This window comes from Novosphingobium aquae, assembly GCF_037572715.1.
GTDB classification, from domain to species: domain Bacteria; phylum Pseudomonadota; class Alphaproteobacteria; order Sphingomonadales; family Sphingomonadaceae; genus Novosphingobium; species Novosphingobium aquae.
The window spans coordinates 183,611-200,942 of the sequence record NZ_JBBHJY010000007.1 but is presented as its reverse complement, the minus strand read 5'-3'; the positions used below and the strand labels follow the sequence as shown (position 1 = coordinate 200,942).

At 60.0% G+C, this 17,332-nt stretch carries 17 protein-coding genes and 1 pseudogene; 4 read left to right on the top strand and 14 right to left on the bottom strand.

The features are described from left to right. Nucleotides 1-9: 9 nt before the first annotated feature. On the bottom strand, nt 10-939 hold the full coding sequence (locus WG900_RS14515; RefSeq protein WP_339968024.1) for a HEPN domain-containing protein: 930 nt from the start codon (nt 937-939) through the stop codon (nt 10-12). 115 nt (nt 940-1,054) lie between these two features. On the opposite strand from WG900_RS14515, the pseudogene WG900_RS14510 reads away from it, so the two are divergent. Then, nucleotides 1,055-1,345: pseudogene (locus WG900_RS14510) on the top strand (integrase core domain-containing protein); the annotation flags it as partial. A 97-nt stretch (nt 1,346-1,442) separates the two neighbouring features. Here the strand turns inward: WG900_RS14510 and WG900_RS14505 are convergent. From WG900_RS14505 to WG900_RS14470, 8 genes are all read right to left on the bottom strand, one after another. Next, the gene (locus WG900_RS14505; RefSeq protein ID WP_339968022.1) at nt 1,443-1,943 is read right to left on the bottom strand and encodes a DUF2285 domain-containing protein; all 501 of its coding nucleotides are present in this window, start codon (nt 1,941-1,943) and stop codon (nt 1,443-1,445) included. A gap of 79 nt (nt 1,944-2,022) precedes the next feature. After that, complete coding sequence (locus WG900_RS14500) at nt 2,023-2,232, bottom strand: transcriptional regulator domain-containing protein (RefSeq protein WP_339968020.1); 210 nt, start codon at nt 2,230-2,232, stop codon at nt 2,023-2,025. 384 nt (nt 2,233-2,616) lie between these two features. Then, nucleotides 2,617-4,035, bottom strand: coding sequence for a phosphotransferase (locus WG900_RS14495; RefSeq protein WP_339968018.1), 1,419 nt, complete (start codon nt 4,033-4,035; stop codon nt 2,617-2,619). Between the two features lie 114 nt (nt 4,036-4,149). Next, entirely contained in the window at nt 4,150-5,436 is a 1,287-nt protein-coding gene (locus WG900_RS14490) for a cytochrome P450 (protein WP_339968016.1), read from the bottom strand. A gap of 123 nt (nt 5,437-5,559) precedes the next feature. Further along, entirely contained in the window at nt 5,560-6,780 is a 1,221-nt protein-coding gene (locus tag WG900_RS14485) for a cytochrome P450 (RefSeq protein WP_339968014.1), read from the bottom strand. 30 nt (nt 6,781-6,810) lie between these two features. Next, entirely contained in the window at nt 6,811-7,377 is a 567-nt protein-coding gene (locus tag WG900_RS14480; protein ID WP_339968012.1) for a 3-phenylpropionate/cinnamic acid dioxygenase subunit beta, read from the bottom strand. 37 nt (nt 7,378-7,414) lie between these two features. Then, complete coding sequence (locus WG900_RS14475; protein WP_339968010.1) at nt 7,415-8,794, bottom strand: Rieske 2Fe-2S domain-containing protein; 1,380 nt, start codon at nt 8,792-8,794, stop codon at nt 7,415-7,417. Nucleotides 8,795-8,829: 35 nt separating this feature from the next. After that, on the bottom strand, nt 8,830-10,065 hold the full coding sequence (locus tag WG900_RS14470; protein WP_339968008.1) for an acyl-CoA dehydrogenase family protein: 1,236 nt from the start codon (nt 10,063-10,065) through the stop codon (nt 8,830-8,832). A 221-nt stretch (nt 10,066-10,286) separates the two neighbouring features. Here WG900_RS14470 and WG900_RS14465 point away from each other — a divergent pair, with 221 nt between their 5' ends. The 3 genes from WG900_RS14465 to WG900_RS14455 are packed head-to-tail and all read left to right on the top strand — an operon-like array spanning nt 10,287 to nt 12,898. Further along, a complete protein-coding gene (locus WG900_RS14465; protein ID WP_339968006.1) occupies nt 10,287-11,504 on the top strand; it encodes a cytochrome P450 in 1,218 nt (405 codons plus the stop codon). Further along, nucleotides 11,504-12,073 carry a malonic semialdehyde reductase gene (locus WG900_RS14460; RefSeq protein WP_339968004.1) on the top strand — a complete coding sequence of 190 codons (570 nt, stop codon included), beginning with the start codon at nt 11,504-11,506 and terminating at the stop codon, nt 12,071-12,073. The genes WG900_RS14465 and WG900_RS14460 overlap by 1 nt, the downstream gene beginning before the upstream one ends. Before the next feature lie 18 nt (nt 12,074-12,091). Then, nucleotides 12,092-12,898 (top strand): dienelactone hydrolase family protein, encoded by an 807-nt coding sequence (locus tag WG900_RS14455; protein WP_339968002.1) that lies wholly within the window; start codon nt 12,092-12,094, stop codon nt 12,896-12,898. On the opposite strand, the gene WG900_RS14450 is transcribed toward WG900_RS14455, so the two are convergent. Genes WG900_RS14450 through WG900_RS14430 form a run of 5 tightly spaced genes read right to left on the bottom strand, consistent with a single transcriptional unit; the run spans nt 12,892 to nt 17,323 of the window. Continuing rightward, nucleotides 12,892-14,121, bottom strand: coding sequence for an acyl-CoA dehydrogenase family protein (locus tag WG900_RS14450; protein ID WP_339968000.1), 1,230 nt, complete (start codon nt 14,119-14,121; stop codon nt 12,892-12,894). The genes WG900_RS14455 and WG900_RS14450 overlap by 7 nt on opposite strands. A 19-nt stretch (nt 14,122-14,140) precedes the next feature. Continuing rightward, on the bottom strand, nt 14,141-14,761 hold the full coding sequence (locus WG900_RS14445) for a TetR/AcrR family transcriptional regulator (RefSeq protein WP_339967998.1): 621 nt from the start codon (nt 14,759-14,761) through the stop codon (nt 14,141-14,143). Next, complete coding sequence (locus tag WG900_RS14440; protein ID WP_339967995.1) at nt 14,758-15,573, bottom strand: SDR family NAD(P)-dependent oxidoreductase; 816 nt, start codon at nt 15,571-15,573, stop codon at nt 14,758-14,760. The genes WG900_RS14445 and WG900_RS14440 overlap by 4 nt, the downstream gene beginning before the upstream one ends. After that, on the bottom strand, nt 15,570-16,736 hold the full coding sequence (locus WG900_RS14435; protein WP_339967994.1) for an FAD-dependent oxidoreductase: 1,167 nt from the start codon (nt 16,734-16,736) through the stop codon (nt 15,570-15,572). The genes WG900_RS14440 and WG900_RS14435 overlap by 4 nt, the downstream gene beginning before the upstream one ends. Nucleotides 16,737-16,741: 5 nt before the next feature. Next, complete coding sequence (locus tag WG900_RS14430) at nt 16,742-17,323, bottom strand: 3-phenylpropionate/cinnamic acid dioxygenase subunit beta (RefSeq protein ID WP_339967993.1); 582 nt, start codon at nt 17,321-17,323, stop codon at nt 16,742-16,744. Nucleotides 17,324-17,332: the final 9 nt, after the last annotated feature.

The window sequence follows — 17,332 nt, the reverse complement described above, 5'->3', positions numbered from 1 at the left end:
GCGAACCGATCAGCCTCGCTTCTGTATCTCAGCCTCAAGCTCGGCAATGCGTTCGCTGCAAACCTCGTGTACCACGCGGCCAAGTTCCTCGACCCGTTCACCAAGCCACGTCAATTCCTCGGCGCTGATCCGGTAGTGCTTCGAGTAGCGAGCCTTGACGTAGGCCTCCTTGAGCTTCTCGAAGGTCGCGCGGTCCTTGCGGTTATCGGCTGGCCAGACATAGGTGAGGCGGCGATCTAGGCGTTCGGCTTGGGTGCGAAGGAAGCCAAGGTTGTGCACGTGTGGGGTGTAGAAGGTCGTAACAAGCAGCACGCAGTGGTAAAGATTTTCGGTCGCCTGATGTAGAAGAAACGCTGCTTTTTTGTTCCAGCCCTTAGCTCCCATGAACCTCGCTGTTTCAAGAAACTGCTGTCCACCCGGCAACCACTCGTCCAAATACTCCTTGGCCATTGCCAGTGCCTGCTGCGGTGTCTTGGGCTTGGGCGTGTGGAGCTCGATGTCGTCGCTCTGGTAAAGCGCTACGCCTTCTTTGGCGACGTCCATGAAGAAGTAGCGGCCATGGGCGAGCCCGTCGTTCACTTCCTGCAGTGTATGGACGATGAAATTTACCGGCGTGCTGAGCGTACCGGTGATGCCGTACTCGCGCATCAGCCGGTCATCGAGCTTGGCCCAGTACTTGACCCGGTCGGTCAGCCGCTTGTCATTGACGATGATCAGCAGGTCGAAGTCAGACTTGTAGCCCTTGGCGGTATGTGGCTCATCGATCCAGCCGCCGCGCGCGTAGGAGCCGTAGAGGATCACCTTGAGGATCCGCCCCGCCTTCTTCCATTGGTGTTTGGCTAGCGCGAAACTGTCTTCGAATTCCTCGAACAGGATCTGTACAACACGCTCGAGCTCGCGCTGCTTGTTGGATGGCAGGTGATCGAGATCGGTCCGCATGGAGCAAACCTAGCAGGCAAAGGCTTGCTATGCCCAGCCCATTCAAGGTGCCTTTTGACGGAATTAGGTCAGGAATGGGTCTCGGCATGCAGTGCCATTTGTGTAAGTGAGCGCGGCGATCAAATATACCGAGCGCCTGGCCGAAGCCGGGATCGAACCATCCGTCGGCAGCGTTGGCGACAGCAATGACAACGCCTTGGCCGAGACGATCAACGGCCTTTACAATGCCGGGGTAATCTACAGGCGAGGTCCGTGGCGATCCTTTGAAGCCGTTGAATACGCCACGCTGGAATGGGTGGACTGGTTCGACAACCGCAGACTGCTCGCGCCCATCGGCAATATCCCGCCTGCCGAAGCAGAGGAGCGATACTACGCCATGCTGGACGATACGCCCATGGCCGCATAACTTAAACCAAATGGCCTCCGCCAATCCCGGGACGGTTCATATCTCCAATAGGCACATTTCCAGAGACATGGTGGAGTTTATATTAATTTCAATAGTTTCATTGTCGAAGCTCACCCTTGAGCAGAGCGTGATAGCCGCCGTTCATCAGCGATTTTGCTTCATTGACGAGACGCTGCGTCCGCCGCCTTTCGGACGAAGTCTTCCACTCTGCGGCGCTTGCCAACTTTGTGCGGGGATAGACGATCAGCTGGCTGATTTCCCGGATTGGATTGGGATTGCCGGCGCTGTCCGCGAGGTAATCGAGAATCCTGAGCATCAGATTCAGTCTGCTGCGCTGAAAAGGGGTAGGGAACAGGCATTTGGGGCCCGGATCCAGTGGTGAGCCCTGCAGGGACTTGTGAAACCACTGCAGCGCAGCAATGCGAACATCGATCAGGCTGTCGGTCTGAATGACGCATTTCAGTCCGGTGTTTGGTTGGGAATTGTCGATGCACAGCCGCAAGGGTCCATGTGGAGTTGCGAGAACGATGTGGCGCAGGCCGTCGATGGTCCGATCCAGCACGGCGGCCCGGCCAGCGAGGATCTGATCAACCGTCAATGCGGTGGTTCGAGGAGATGCAGGCTCAAGGATTATCGTCGCAGGCGACAGTTCCGTTGCCCAAACCGCAGGTGCCAAATCAGCCGGTGCGTCTGGTCGGCATGGGAAACATCAGGCCCCATGTACGGGCCACCTCCTTTGCTTCCCTGGACAGCGGGTCGCGCGCTATCGCTTCAGAGATCCTGGCATATTGCGCCCGATATTCCCGGTTCCGCCTGAGGAATTCCTGCGCGAAGCCCGTGAAATCCAGGGCCGATAGCTGTTGCTCTGCTTCAGACCCCGTCGACACTTGCTTCCCTCCGGCACATGCGGAGGTTGTCGAGGATCAGGTCGGTTGCTCACATTCCGGAGCTAGGGGAGGGGACTACCCAGATATTGGTAGATTTTGAGCCTGAGACTGTCGCTGGACAGGAAACATGTAGGGTTTTGCTTTCGGCTGCCGGCATTCTTGCCCCCGTCGTCGTCCTGAAATCCAATCGCACAACCGGAAAAGTGAAGCTCCGATATCGGCTAGATCATTGCTGCGCCTTATCGCGCTGGCCCTCACCACGTAGAATGAAGACAACTTTAGATCATTGCGCTCCAGGTCTTCGTCGATTCAGCAAACGATGCCATGTGCGTGGCCCGTCACCGATCCTAACCGGGCCATTGACGCCCAGATCCATGGTCTGGCCTAATCCAGCTTGCGGTCGAGGATCGGTTCCATTTTGGCCAGGGCGATATGGTCCGGAGCGGGGTCCGCGCCGGCAATGATCAGACACTGGCGCAGGAAGCGGCGGTGGAACAGGCGGGTGAGGGCGGCATCCTGTTCGGCGCCGGCGGCGGTGATGAAGCGGGTGAGGGCGGCATCGGCCTCGGTGACATTGGCGGGATGGCTGCCGGTAAGTGCCGCCGTTTCAGCGATGTCTGCCGCTTCGCACCACTGGCGGTAGTGGCCGCGATTCTTCAGATAGTGCGGAATGGAAGCCAGCACATTGCGCTGCCAATCCGGCAGGGCATCGCTTTCAGGCAGGCGGCCCAGTTCGGCGATCAGCTTGCCCAGCGCGAGGTCTTCCAACGGCGTCGCTTCAGGGGGCGGCAAGGTGATGTCGTCCAGCTCCAACCCGATGATTTCGGCCAGGGCTTCCACTGCGCGTCGTCCAATCACCGCAATCTGGACCATGCTTTCGACCCAGTCGCCACCGCGTCCCATGTCATGCAAGCCAAAGAATGGGCCGTAATAGGCCTCGCATAGGAACGCGACGGTGTGGAAGGCGATGGCGTCGTAGTCGAGCGGCTGACCTGAAGCCTGCTCGTAATGAAGGAAAAGGGCAGGCACATCGCCCATATTCTCGATCGGATGCCGCCCGCGATAGCAGGCTAGATCACGCATCGGATCGCCGAGATGGCCGATTTCGACATCGAGGATGCAGGTTACTTCCGGTCCGTCCGAGAGGAATTGCCCACAATCTCCGGTCAGGAACGACACGCGGGAAGTGCCCTTGGGGTAATTGCGTCGCAGCCAGCCGGCGAAAAAGTGGATGAAGGGATCGCTGATGCCGTTCATCCCGGTCATGGCGTGAAACAGCTCGAAGTTGCCGAGCGCAATCGCTCTGTCATCGGCGGGCATCAGGGCGCCGGCGGCAACGAACTTTTCCGGCGGGATGCTGTGCATCCGGGCCAGGATCTCCATGTAGCTGAGAGAGGCTTGCCAGCGGTCCTCAGTCATTTCCGAGCCCTGTTCGATGGCCTGCTGGATCAGCCCCGGATCACGCCCGCCGCGCACCCATTCCATGACGATGGCGGCGGGCTCTGGGCAATAGCCAAGGATCGCAGGAATCGGCACGCCGTTTTCATGCAGGGTGCGCTGCATGTCCTTTTCGTAGTCGAGCGGGTAAGGGTGGGTCAGCCAGGTACGCTCACCCTTGAGCAGCAATTCCGTCGGCTGACCGTTGCGCATCATTGTCGCTCGCCAGACTGGCCGCCACCGCCGCTCCTTGTGCAGTTCGATCTGGGAGGCACCCAGTTCGTCTTCGAGATAGGCTGTCAGCAGCGCGACATCGGCGTCATGCGTATCATGATCGCGCGGGGTGGTTCCCTGAGGCTTGAACACGGCACTCTCCCAGACTGGCGATGGGCCGCCCGCGCAATGCGAAGCGGCAGCCATTGCCTGACCTGTGCCGCGCATTCTCGGGGCACTTCACCTACCTTCCGGACAGTGGCGGGATCAGTCCCAAAGAACGTGAATGGCGTCCGGTCCGCGCATGTTCAGGCCGCGAATTTCCGGATGCGGATAGGCGGGATCAAAGCGCAGGTTCGGCAGATCGAGCATGGCATCAAGCGCTACTTCCATTTCTGCCAGCGCCATATGCATGCCCATGCACATATGCGGGCCGAAACCAAAGCTGAGCAGCGGGCGCATCGGACGTTTCAGCCACAGACGATCCGGGTCCTCATAGGCCTCAGGATCGCGGTTGGCCGAGGCGATGGATAGCAGGACTGCAGTACCCTTTGGAATCGCCACGCCGCCCACTTCCATGTCACGCGCCGCAATGCGCGCGACAGCACCGGCGGTGGGATCGCGGCGCATGGTTTCGCTGACCGCCTTGGGGATCAGGGTGCGGTCTGCGCGCACTTCTTCGAGCACGTCGGGATTTTCGAGCAGTTGCACCATCATGTTCGCAAAGCTGCGGGTGGTCGTTTCACCCGCTGCCAGCAGCAGCATGCGGATGAACAGGGTGATTTCGTCGTCGGTGAACTTGCGGCCTTCGTGCTCCACCTGCATCATGTGGCCAAGTATGTCGGCGCGCATTTCGCCGCGCGCGCGATAGGCCTGCACGATCGGCATGACGGTGTCGTACATCGATTGTCCGGCAACCATCGATTGCGGCACGGTCACTGCCGCGAGTTCGGGGTCGGTCTGCGGTGCGGCGACAACCTGAATCGCCCAGCTGGCCAGATTGGAGAGGAGATCGGCATCATGAGGGAAGCCGAAATAGGCGTAGATCGCGCGGATCGGGAAGGGTAGCGCAAGTTCACGCACCAGATCGGCTTTGCCATTGGGGCGCAGCTTGTTGATGAATTCATCCATCACCACGGGACGGATCAGCGTATCGACCAGCTTGCGGATTTCAGTCCGCATGAACGGCTTTGCCAGAGTCGCGCGGAACTTGTCGTGCGCTTCGCCGTCCATCGCGGTCAGCAGCATGTTGTCCACTGCCGCGCCAAAGCCGTCGCCGACAATGTAGCTCAGCCAGTCCTTCGGATTCATCAGGACCGAATGAATGTCCTTGTAGCGCAGCAGGGTGACCGTGGGGCGGCCGGTCATCATGTAATCGGCCATCGAGGGGATCTGGTTCTGCAGCAGCAGGTCGCCATGCATCACCGGGCACTTGCCGCGCAATTCCGCGAACATGGGATAGGGATTGTTGGGTGCAGTGCCCGCATAGCCGTTAGTGACCAGCGAGTAATCGGCAACCATCTGATCCAGCGGATCAAGGGTGGTGCTGCTCATGTTTCAGGCTCCGTCAGGATTATGTCTGTTATCGTTCATGGGCAATCTAGACGCCGCGCGAACCTGTCTGAAGGCATGTTCGTTTTACCCGCGTAAAGCGGGCGGACGCTTGTGCCGCCCCGGCTACCAGACGAGCGGCAGTTCCAGCGGCTGGATCATTCCGAGATGGAATTCCACGTCTTTGCCGGGTTCCAGTTGAAACTGCGGGATTTCCTTCAGGAACTGGCTGATGGCGAAATTGAGTTCGCGGCGCGCCAGATGCAGGCCAAGGCACAAGTGTGGCCCGGTTGCGAAGCTGACGTGCTGAGGCTTGCGATCGAGCCGAATTTCTGCGGGGGCATCCCATGCGGCAGGATCGCGCCCGGCAAGCGTGGTGGACATGATGACCTTGTCGCCGGGCATCATCGTGGCGCCCTTCAACTCGACCTTGTTTGCCACGGTGCGAAACGTGGAAACTGCCGCATAACCGCGCAGCATTTCTTCGATGGCATCGGGAATCAGATCGGGGTTGGCGCGCAGCTTGGCCTGATCTTCAGCGTGAGTGGCCAGATGCCAGAACTGCAAACCCAGGTTGGTGGAAACCGTATCGAGCCCGCCAATGAACAGGTTGAAGGCAAAGCCCAGCACCTCGTCGTCGTTCATTTTCCCACCATCGACTTCGGCATTGACGCCGAAGGTCAGCAGATCTTCGCGGGGGTTGCGTTTGCGGTCTTCGATTTCGCCTCGAAGATAGGCGACAACGCTTGTCGTGGCGGCAGCTATCGTTTCCAGATCGTGGCCGTGCAGCAGGTCGGTCTCCCAGGCCATGAACTGGCCAACCATGTCCTGCGGCAGTCCGATCAGGTCAAGGATCACCTTGATCGGAAATTCAAAAGCGAATTCGCTCATGAATTCGCAAGATCCGCGATCCTTGAACTGGTTTATGTAGTGACTGGCATAGGCCGCAACCTTTTCTTCCAGACTGCGCACCGCCTTTGGTGTGAACAGGGGAAAGATCATCGCGCGGTAACGGCCATGATCAGGCGGGTCCATCTCTGCCGGGACAAGATGCCAATGCTCGCCGGTCAGCATGGCAAAGGGCGCGAATCCCATGTTGATGAAGTTCACATTGTCCTTGTAGATCGCGGACACATCGTCGAACCGGCGGACCACCCAGGCCGGTTGCGCTCCGGGATAGGCATCGCGGGTGTAGAACACATCCGGATGGCTGGCGTGCACGGCATCGACCAGATCGACATAGGGATTGCCGATGTGCGTCGTGCCGAACTGGAACGGCCAGTCGCGGATCATGCTTTCTGGAACATGGGCGGGGATGGTGCGATCAATCACGAGATCAAGCGACATGGGGGTCTCCTCTCACCGGAATGTCTGCCGTCACAGGAAAATGGCGAAGTTGGGCATTCCCAGCACGACCTGATCGAGCATGATCGAGCGCCGGGCGATCTTGAAACCGTCCTTGGTCATGCGCAGCCGGTCGTTCCGTTCAGCGCTCAACTGCTTGTAATCCTTGGCCTCAGCGCGATTGCGGGTGAGGAATAGGTAGCTCGACACTTCGTATTCGTCTGGCACATCGGTTTCCCAGACGGTGACGTTCGAGATGAATCGCCGCACGCGGCTTGCCGGGTCTTCCGACCAGGCGTTGGTCGTGGTGATAAGGCGCGTGATGCGCAGCATCATCGAGTTATAGTCGTCATCGAAATGGCCCATGGTGCCGAACTCTTCACTGAACTTCTGCACCCGACGGGTGATGCGCACCGGTGCCTTGTATTCGAGATCCTCGGCGAGCAGTTCGCCCCAGGCCTTGATGTCCCGGTGATCGAGCAGGCGGGCCTCGCGGATGAGGAAGCCCATGATGGAGTTATAGACGGGTGAACCATAGGGAACCTCGCCGCGGCGCTGGTCTTCGCGGGTGTAGGTTACAGTTGCGACGGTGACGGACATGATGGAGGTCCCTTTTATCGGAATGCTGCGGAATTGCTCAGGCTTCGGCGGTCATCAGCTTGTGATAGGCAAGCCACCACTCCCACTGCGCATCGTCCTTGCCGAAGCCTTCATAGACCTTGGCCTTGTCCGGCCAGTCAGCCGGGCGGTTTTCGCCAAGAATGGCCTGATATTTCATCGTCTCGGTCCGGCCGATCACACCCTTGGCGCTTTCGGTCATGTGCGGCCAGGTGTCGCTGTCGTCCTGCTCGATGATGCCTGACGTGCCGGTGCCAAGCGTGGCTGCTGCGCGCATCATCACCTTGACGTGCTCAGGCGTCCCCTTTTCGGCGAAGTAGTACGTCGTCCATTCGAAATGGTTCGGCCCTTTGGGCATGATCGAATGGAGCACGAGCGCCGATCCCAGCGTACCATCACGCAGCGGGCTGTAGATGAAAAGAATGTTCATGTTCGGGAACATGCCGCCCACCACTGGGGGAGCCTTGGCCAGGACATGGAGTTGCTCGGCGCTCATGTTGCGCTTTACCTCGGGCAGCAGCTCGGGCGTGATGCCGGGGGGCGGGAAGGCCTCAAGCCGCTCCTCAGGCGTCAGCTCACCCTTGCCATGTGCGAGAGCCCAACTGGTATCGGCGGCGATGCAACGCAGCGAATGGCCGTTGCCTGACAGGTTGATACCATACATGGCCGGTGCGCTTTCGTGTTCGGTATCCGTCTCGCCGCCCATCGCGCCGATATCGATCACCGAGCCGTGCAGGGTGAGGGTATGGAAGCCGTCACAGGCGGACTGTTCGCCAGCTGTTTTCCAGTTGGCGTCGATCGTCAGGCGCTGCGGGGGTCCGAGTACCTCCAGCCCCTTGTCGGTGCGGCAGAACAGCATGTCGTAATAAAACTTCATGTCGCCGAACCATTCGTCGAGCGACGGGCCATCATGGTTCCAGGTGGCAAAAACCAGACCGCCATAAAGCTGAACACGCGCCTTCTTGAGGCCGAGCTGTTCCTTGGTCCTGATGTTGCCATGCATCTGTTCCCGCTCGATCGGAGCGCCGATGAAGCTGCCGTCGGGGCGGAAGGCCCAGCCGTGATAGATGCACTTCTGAACGCGGGCATTGCCGCTGTCGGACAGGCAGACATGCATGGCCCGGTGAGGGCAGACATTGAGCGAGACGTGAACCTGACCGTCTGCTGCGCGGGCGACGATGACCTGATCCTCACCCATCAACCGGACGACATAATCACCCACGTTGGGGATTTCGGTTTCATGACCGATCATCAGCCAGGCCTTGGCGAAGATCCGCTCCAGCTCCAGTTCGTAAAGCTCCTGATCGTGCAGGGCAGCAACCGAAACCTCGCGGTTCTCCAGATCGATGAACTGCGACATGGCTTCCTTGACGTAATCGTTGCGTGAATTGAGACGCATGGCCTGTCTCCTCTCGTAGGTTCTGTTTTTGGGGGTCAGATGAAATCGGGCAGGGCGATGTTGGGTTCGACGCCGAGCAGCGATTTGCCGAGAATTTCGTAGCCGACATAAGGCAGGTTCGCGACGTGACGCATGGCGAACGACGCGTCCCGGTAGAGCCGCTGGATCGGGTTCGAATCGGCGTAGGCGCTTGATCCGGCAAGGAACATCAGCTCCTCTATAGCTTCGCTCAGCAGGCTGACGGACAGCGATCCTTCGCCCTTGCTCAGGGCCCGTTGCTGCGGGGTAAGGCGTTCGTGTGCGAGACCTGCATTGTCGATCAGATCGCAGTTCTTGAAGGTGAGAGCTTCGGCGGCGGAGATCTTGGCTGCGGCCTTGCCGAGTTCACCCTGCATCATCACGGCTTCGGACTGCCTGGGATAGGAAGTGTATATGATGGGGCGCTTGTGCGAGGCTTCCATCACCCGCTCCATGATGGCGGAAGCGGCGCCGGCGACCACGGCATGGGCTGTGGCGCGCAGGAAGGGCATGAAGGGCCAGAAGTCGGATGGTTCGCCTACGTGGCGCTTGCCGGGGGTGTGTCCGCCGATGCCCAGTTCGGCGACGTTGTAGAACTGATCGCTGGGGATGAACGCGTCCTTGGCGACGATGGTGTTTGAGCCAGTGCCCTTCATTCCCATCATGTGCCAGGTGTTCTCGATGGTGTACTGTTCGCGCCGCAGATAGGCGAAGCCGCCGCCGTTGTGACCGTCTTTGCCAACCGTCGCCACGCCAAGCTGGGCCCACGAAGCATGGGCCGAGCCCGATGCGTAGGGCCAGCGGCCATTGACGATATAACCGCCGTCAACCTCGACCATGGTCCCGGGCGGGTTGGCAATGCCGCAGATCACCGGATGCTCGCTGCTCGATCCGAAGATCGCCTCCTGCAGCGCGTCCGGGCCAAGGCTGGCGACCCAGGTGGTGCCGTGCAGCACGGTATAGACCCAGCCAACCGAAGGATCGGCCTTGGCCAGCTCGTAGCCCACCAGCGCCATGGCCTGGGCGCTGGTGCCAAGTCCTCCCCAGCGGCGGGGGGCGGCCATGGCCCAGAAGCCGGCATCGGTCAGCGCGGCGAAGACATCGGGATGGAGGACGCCATGCTCGTCGCCATACGAGGCATGTTGGCGCAGCAGCGGTTGCAGTTCGCGGGCCCGGCCGACCATCTCCTTTTCGGCTTGCAGGTTGTATCCGCAGGACTGTTCAACCGCAGCCGCTTTGAGTTGTGTGGCCATTGCTTGTGATCCTCTCCAATGCGCAGCTTGCGAATCAACTAGATATACACAAACTGTCTATTTTGTATTATTAAGCAGAATTCGGAGGAGACGGAATTGATCCAGATCAAATCAGGCAGATCGATGCCAGTTTTGGGATGACCCTATCCTTCAGCAGGGTGCCGAGCCGATTGCGGCCGATATCAAAGGAGACAATAGAACGAGTCTCAGGGAGAATTTCGATGATCGGCGCGCAAGTCACTGAAGCTCCGGCCCACGTTCCCAGAGAGCTGGTTTTCGATTATCCCATCAAGATGGGCGGTCTGGTGGATGAGAACCCGTTTGAGACGACCATTCCCGAAATTCACCGCACGATGCCGCCGGTGTTCTATTCGCTCGACGCCTATCCGGGCGGCACTCCAGCGTGGATTGTCCGGCGGGTCGAGGACCTCGAAAAAATCTATTTCGACACCGACAATTTCTCGAACAAGGATTTTGCGCCTTTCGCCATGCTGGTGGGCGAAAGCTGGAGTTCGCTTCCGGCGGAAACCGATCCGCCGATGCACGGGCTCTATCGAAAGTTCGTCAACCCGTTGTTCACGCCCAAGGAAATCAACAAGCTGGACGGCAAGATCCGGCTCTATGCGCAGGAATACTGTGCGGCAATCAAGGCCAGGGGATCGTGTGAATTCGTCCACGATTTCGCCTTTGAATTTCCGATCAAGGTTTTCCTTGAACTGATGGGCCTGCCGCAGAGCATGGTCGCCACCTTCCTCGAATGGGAAATGGACCTGCTGCACACCAATGATCTGGGCAAGATCGCCGCCAGCACCCGCAAGGTGGTGACTTACCTTCGCGAACAGATTGCCGAGCGGAAGGCCAATCCCGGCAACGATCTGATCAGTTATGGCGTCACCGCCGAGATCGAAGGTCGTCCGCTGACTGACGACGAACTGGTGGGCTTCACCTTCAACCTGTTCATTGGCGGCATGGACACCGTGTCCACCAATATGGCCTGGCAGTTCCGCCACCTGGCCACACACCCCGAGGATCAGGCTAGGCTGCGGGCAAATCCCGAAATGATCATGGATGCCATCGAGGAAATGATGCGCGTCTATCCCGCCGTCACCACGTTCCGCACCTGCACCCATGAAGTGACAATCGGCGGGGCAACATTCCAGCCGGGTGACAAGGTTGCGTTGGCCACGTGTCTCGCCGGGCATGATCCCGATGCCTATGAAGAGGCCGATGTCGTGAAGCTGGGGCGCAAGTCGCGTTATCTCAGCTTTGGCTATGGGCCGCACTTGTGTGTCGGCATGCATCTGGCGCGGCGCGAAATGCGGATTGCGCTGGAGGAATTTCTGAAAGCCATTCCGCCATTTCGTATCCAGGAGGGCTATGTCGTAAAGACGCACACTGGCGGAATTCTCCAGCCAGACAAACTGCCCCTGGTGTGGTGATGGATATCGGCCAACTGTTCGACGAGGCGCGAACGTACAATACATACGAGGACAGACCGATCGCGGCTGACCTGCTGCGAGAAATCTACGATCATGCCAGGTGGGGGCCGACGGCGGCGAATACCTGCCCGGCGCGGTTTGTTTTCGTTGCTTCGGCAGAAGCGAAGGCGCGGCTGGGGGAGTGTGTCTCTGCGGGCAATGTCGCCAAGGTGGCTTCGGCGCCCGTCACCGTCATCGTCGCTGGCGACAGCCGCTTTTACGATGAAATGCCCAAGCTGTTTCCTTCACGCGATTACCAGTCCGTCTTCGCTGGCAAGGCTGATCTGATTGCCGATATGCTGGCGCGCAATGTGCCGTTGCAAGGGGCCTATCTGATGATCGCTGCCCGTGCGCTTGGCCTCGATTGCGGGCCGATGTCTGGCTTCGACGCGGGAAAGGTGAATGCTGCATTCTTGCCCGACGGACGCTGGCAGGCCAATTTCATCTGCGCGCTGGGCTATGGCCGCGAAGACAGCCTGTTCCCGCGAAACCCGCGGCTTGGCTTCGAGGATGCCTGCCGCATCGTTTGACGAAACCGGGAGGCGTCGATGCCTGATATAGATCCGAATTTCAGGGATACCCTCGATGATTTCGACAGGCGGGACGTGACCCTGCTGGGTACAACCAAGCGCGTCTATGTTTCAGGAACCGGTCCGGCAGTTATCGTCATGTCGGAAATTCCCGGCATCAGCCCCTACGTCGCTCGGTTTGCCCGCTGGGTGCGTGATGCCGGGCTGACGGTCTATATGCCATCGCTGTTCGGCGAAGATGGTGTGCTGCCCGGCAACGGCAAGGCCATGCTCACGCTGGCGCGCGCCTGCATCAGCAAGGAATTCCGTGCCTTCGCCAGCAATGCCTCCAGTCCGGTTACCCGCTGGCTGCGCGCGCTCGCAGCGGAGGCGCACAAGGAGTGCGGCGGCAAGGGCGTGGGGGCGATCGGCATGTGCTTTACTGGCAATTTCGCTTTGTCGATGATGCTGGAAAAGGCGGTTGTTGCGCCCGTGATGTCGCAGCCATCAATGCCGATGCATAATCCTGCCGGGCTCGCCATCGATCCTGACGAGCTGGCTGCGGTCAAGGCAAGGATGGAGGCTGAAGATCTGACCGTGCTCGCCTATCGCTTTGACGGTGACAGCTTCTGCCGCGCCGAGAGGTTTGCGGCCTATAGCGAGGCTTTGGGGGACCGCTTCATCGGCAAGGTCCTCCCCGATTCAGCAGCCAATCGCGATGCGCCGCTCAAGACCCCGCACAGCGTGGTGACTTTGCATCTGATCAACGAGGCAGGGCAGCCAACAGTTCAGGCGCGCGACGAAATACTCAGTTTCTTCCGCGCGCGCCTGATCGCCGATCAATAGGCTCCCGGAGGCGAGATCATGTCGCCGCCCGCGATGTTGCGGCCATAGATTTCATAGCCGATGGTGGGGATGTTCTGGATGTGGCGCAGGCCCATCGAGACGTCCTTCCAGTAGCGGCTGATCGGCTTGTCGAGCGAGAATGCCGACGATCCCGCCAGAAACATAAGCGATTCCGAAGCCGAATGCACCAGCTTGATCATCTGCGCGCACTGGGCACGGTGACGTGACTTGTCATCCAGCGTCAGCTCACTGTCAGTCAAGCCGACGCGGTCAAATTCGCCGACCAGATGGAACAGGATCAGTTTGGCCGTGTCGATCATGGCCGCAGCTTCACCCAGATCGCGCATATAGGCGCCCGAATTGGTGCGAGGTCCGATGGTCGTGGTAAGCACAGGCTTCTTGCCAGCCTCGTCACGGACGATTTCCAGCATGGCCTCTGTTGCACCGATGAGCTGGGCAATGCCGGTGGTGCGAACCACGGGAACGACTGGCAGAAGATCCGATGGGGCGCCAAAGTGGCGCTTGGTGCGGTCAATCTGACCAGCGCGTTCGTCCATCAGCACCATCTGGCCTTCAGGAATGAACACGTCCTTGGCCACGCTGGTGTCTGAACCTGTGCCCTGCATGCCGGTTACGTACCAGCTGTCCTTGATCGTCAGGTCGCTGAAGGGAATGTAGCACATCGAAATGCCAGGAACGACGGGGCCTTCATAGCCCTCCAGCACCACGCCCTGCTGCGCCCAGGTCGATTGGCGCGATCCCGAGGTATAGGGCCAGGCTCCGTTGATGATCCAGCCGCCATCAACCTTGCGGGCCTTGCCCGGCGGATTGTAGGCGCCGCAGACGGCTGCCGGGCCATTGGCGAAAACGGCATCCTGCACGCTGTCCGGAGCAAGGCTGGTCACCCAGCTGGTGCCATTGATGATCTGAACGACCCAGCTGATTGCAGGATCCCCCTTGGCAATCTCGATTTGCATGCGGCAGAAATCGGTGAACGACAGGCCGATGCCGCCAAGCCGCCGGGGCAGCAGGGCGCCAAGAATGCCGTTTTCGTTCAACGCCCGCTCTACGGCCTCGGTGGGAGAGCGTTGCGCCTCGCCAGCTGCGGCTTCCGCCATCAGCAGTGGTCGCAGTTCCTTCGCCTTGGCAACCATGGCGTCAGCCGTTGCGCGGTCGGCAAAGGCGTTGAGATCTTTCGGGTCGAGCTGTGCTGCAGTGGCCATTATGGTGTTCCTTTCCTGCTCAATTGCGTGATGCGGCTATCGCCAACGCCCATTTCTGGATGTTGTCGGCCGTATCATTCCAAAGCTGTTTCCATTGATCGCTGGCGGGAATCAGCAAAGTGCTGAGCTGGTTGCGCACCAGCCCTTCGACGAAGCCGTCCCGGTTCATCGGTTCGCCCAGCAGCGTGTCAAGATAGTCAAAGGTGGGTTCAAGCGCATCGAGCACTGCCTGCTTGTATCTTGCGAAACGGCTGCGGAAGAAGGCGAGGTGAAAGGCTGGCTCCACCTCGAACACCCGGCCTGGCGAATTTTCCTCGGTGTAGCGGGCGTAAAATTGCATCACCGCCTTGAGCCGAAGGATCGGGTCTTCGATGCCCTTGCCAGATTCGCGAATGCCGCTTTCAAAGCCAGTGCAGACAAATTCCGCGACGGCAGACAGGACCTGGTCCTTGTTCGAGAAATAGCGATAGAGCGTACCGCGCGAAACACCGCTGGCATCGATGATGTCACTCATCGACAGCCGCTTCACGCCGCGTGCCGCTATTGCATCCAGGGCCCCGCTGAGGATGCGGATCACGCTGGGTGAAAGCTCCACTTCGAGCGCGGGCTCTTCTTCGATCGGGGCGGTTGCCAGTTTCATGCGGTGCCCTTTTCCAGTTCTTCCAGATTGTGCGGAATGCTGACGTAGCCGGGCAGGTTCTGCCCGCCATCGACGTTGATCATCTCGCCCGTCACAAAGCGCGACATTTCCGAGGCGAGGAAGACAACCACCGGGCCGATATCCTTTTCCGGGTCGCCCGCACGTTTCAGCGGGTTTGACGCGACGACCGTTTCCATAAAGCCTGGCACTTCATCGACCAGCTTGGCAAAAACCTGGCCCAGCCCGGTTGGCGCGATGGCATTGACGCGGATGTTGAACCGGCCCCATTCCACTGCGGCACTGCGCGTCAGGCCGACGATGCCCAGCTTGTTGATGTTGTAATCGCTGTGCAGCCAGGCACCCGTCTGGGCATCGATCGAGCTGAAGTTGATTACCGATCCGCCGCCGCGCGCCTTCATGTGCGGGAATGCTGCCTGCATCGCCCACCAGTTGCCCCAGACGCCGATGTCCAGCGTGCGGCGCAGCATCTCGTCGGTCTTGTGTTCCAGGAGGACACCGGCGGACAGCAAGGACGCATTGTTGACCAGTATGTCGATGCCGCCGAACGTATCGACCGTTTGCTGCACCATGCCGAGAACGTCTTCCTTGACGCCTGAATCTGCGGCGATGCCGATGGCCTTTGTGCCGAATTCGCGCTCGATTTCCTCAGCAGCGGCGGCAGTCGCTGCGCCGTCGCGCCCGCTGATCATCAGCGATGCGCCTTCCTTTGCCAACGCGCGAGAGATACCGTGGCCAAGCCCTTTGGCCCCGCCGGTGACAATCGCGACCTTACCTTCGAGCAAGCGGCTCATGCAGTCCCTCCCACTTTTGCGTCCATTTCCATGCGTTCTTCGCACTTGTCCTGTGTCAGCACGTAACCGCGCACGATCCCGCCTGTATCGACGAAAAGGTGCTTTGATCCCTTTGCATCGTCTTCAAGGCAGCGCCATTCGCCTTTGGCACTGCGCGGCGGAGGCAGCAGGTTGATCGGCAGCAGCGTGGTCTTCACCTGGACCGAAAGCGGCGGAAAGCGGATCTCGGTGGGCGTACCCAGCGCAGACGGTGCGATCCCCCGTGCCGCTGCCATGATCGGCGTGACATAGGCCGAAAGGCCGTGTTGATATTCGGCGCAATCACCGATGGCAAAAATGTGCGGATCGCTGGTCTGGCCATATTCGTTGACCTTGATACCAAGTCCGATGTCCAGTCCGGCCTCTGCGGCCAGCTTCACATTGGGGCGCAGGCCGACTGCCGACAGGACAAGGTCAGCCTCTACCATCGTGCCGTCGTCCAGAGTGGCGACATAACCCGGGACGCCTCCGCGATAGCCTATCGCGGTGATTTTCCGGCCGAGGTGCCATTCCACACCCTGAGCAGAAAGGGCATCTCGCACCTTTTCGCCCACCGGCGGCGGCACCAGCTGCGCCAACGGGAGCGGCAGCATATCCACCACCACCGGCTTGTATCCCGTGGAGATCAGGTCATTGGCAAATTCGGTGCCGACCAGCCCGGAACCCATGATGAGGACGCGCGCGCCATCGGGCAGTTCGGTGCGGAACCGCGCATAGTGATCGAGCTGATTGACCGCGATGGCGCGGTGGGCGGCTTCGCCCTCGATTGGCGGACGGACGGGAATGGCCCCTGTCGCCAGGATAAGCACGTCATAAGGCACCGGCCCCCCCGTGGTCAGCAGCGCCTTGCCGGCCCGGTCGATTGCCTCAGCCTGCCGGCCGGTGCGGGCGTCCAGCTTCAGCTGCAGGGCCATCTTCCCGGCATTCGAGGTGATCAGCGTGTCGGCCGTCTTCTCTTTGGCGAGCGCTGTTGAAAGCGCAGGCTTCGAATAGAAATGGCCATCCTCCATCGTCACCAGAGTCAGCTTGGCATCGGGCGAGAGCCGGCGCAGCTCGCGCAGAACGCCGAACCCGGCCAGCCCGCTGCCAACCACGACAATAGAGGGTGGGGACCCGCCCGCCATCGAACTTAGAGGAAGACCGCGAGGTTGGACATGCCGAGCACCGACTGGTCGACAATGATCTCGCGACGGGCGAGGACATAGGCACCGTTGACATCGCGCCACACGTCGCGGCGTTCCGCAGTGAGTTGCTCATTGTGCGGATTGTCACCGCGACTGCGCTCAAGATAGAGGTAGCTGACGACTTCGTAGTCGCCTGCAGTCTCGCACTCGCCAACGCGAACGTTGGTGATGAAGCGGCGGCAACGCGATGGCGGATCTTCGGCCCATGCGCTCTTCTGCAAGCGGCCGGTCCGCATCAGGATCGAGGTATAATCGTCGTCGAAGTGGAACATGGTCCGCATCACGTCGCGATCCCGGTTCACCCCGGTGCGGGTCATGCGGATCGGGGCCTGATAGACCAGATCGGCAGAAAGCATGGCGATCCAGTCATCGAACCGGCGCTCGTCGAGAGCTGCGGCTTCGTCATAAAGCGTTTCAAGCAGGCGATTGTACACTGCCGAGCCGAGCGGCACCCGCTTGCGCGAGGAAAGCCCGCGCAGGATGGTCGTGGAATCGGGGGCAGCGGTCGATTTGGTAACCCAGGTCATGTCTCACTC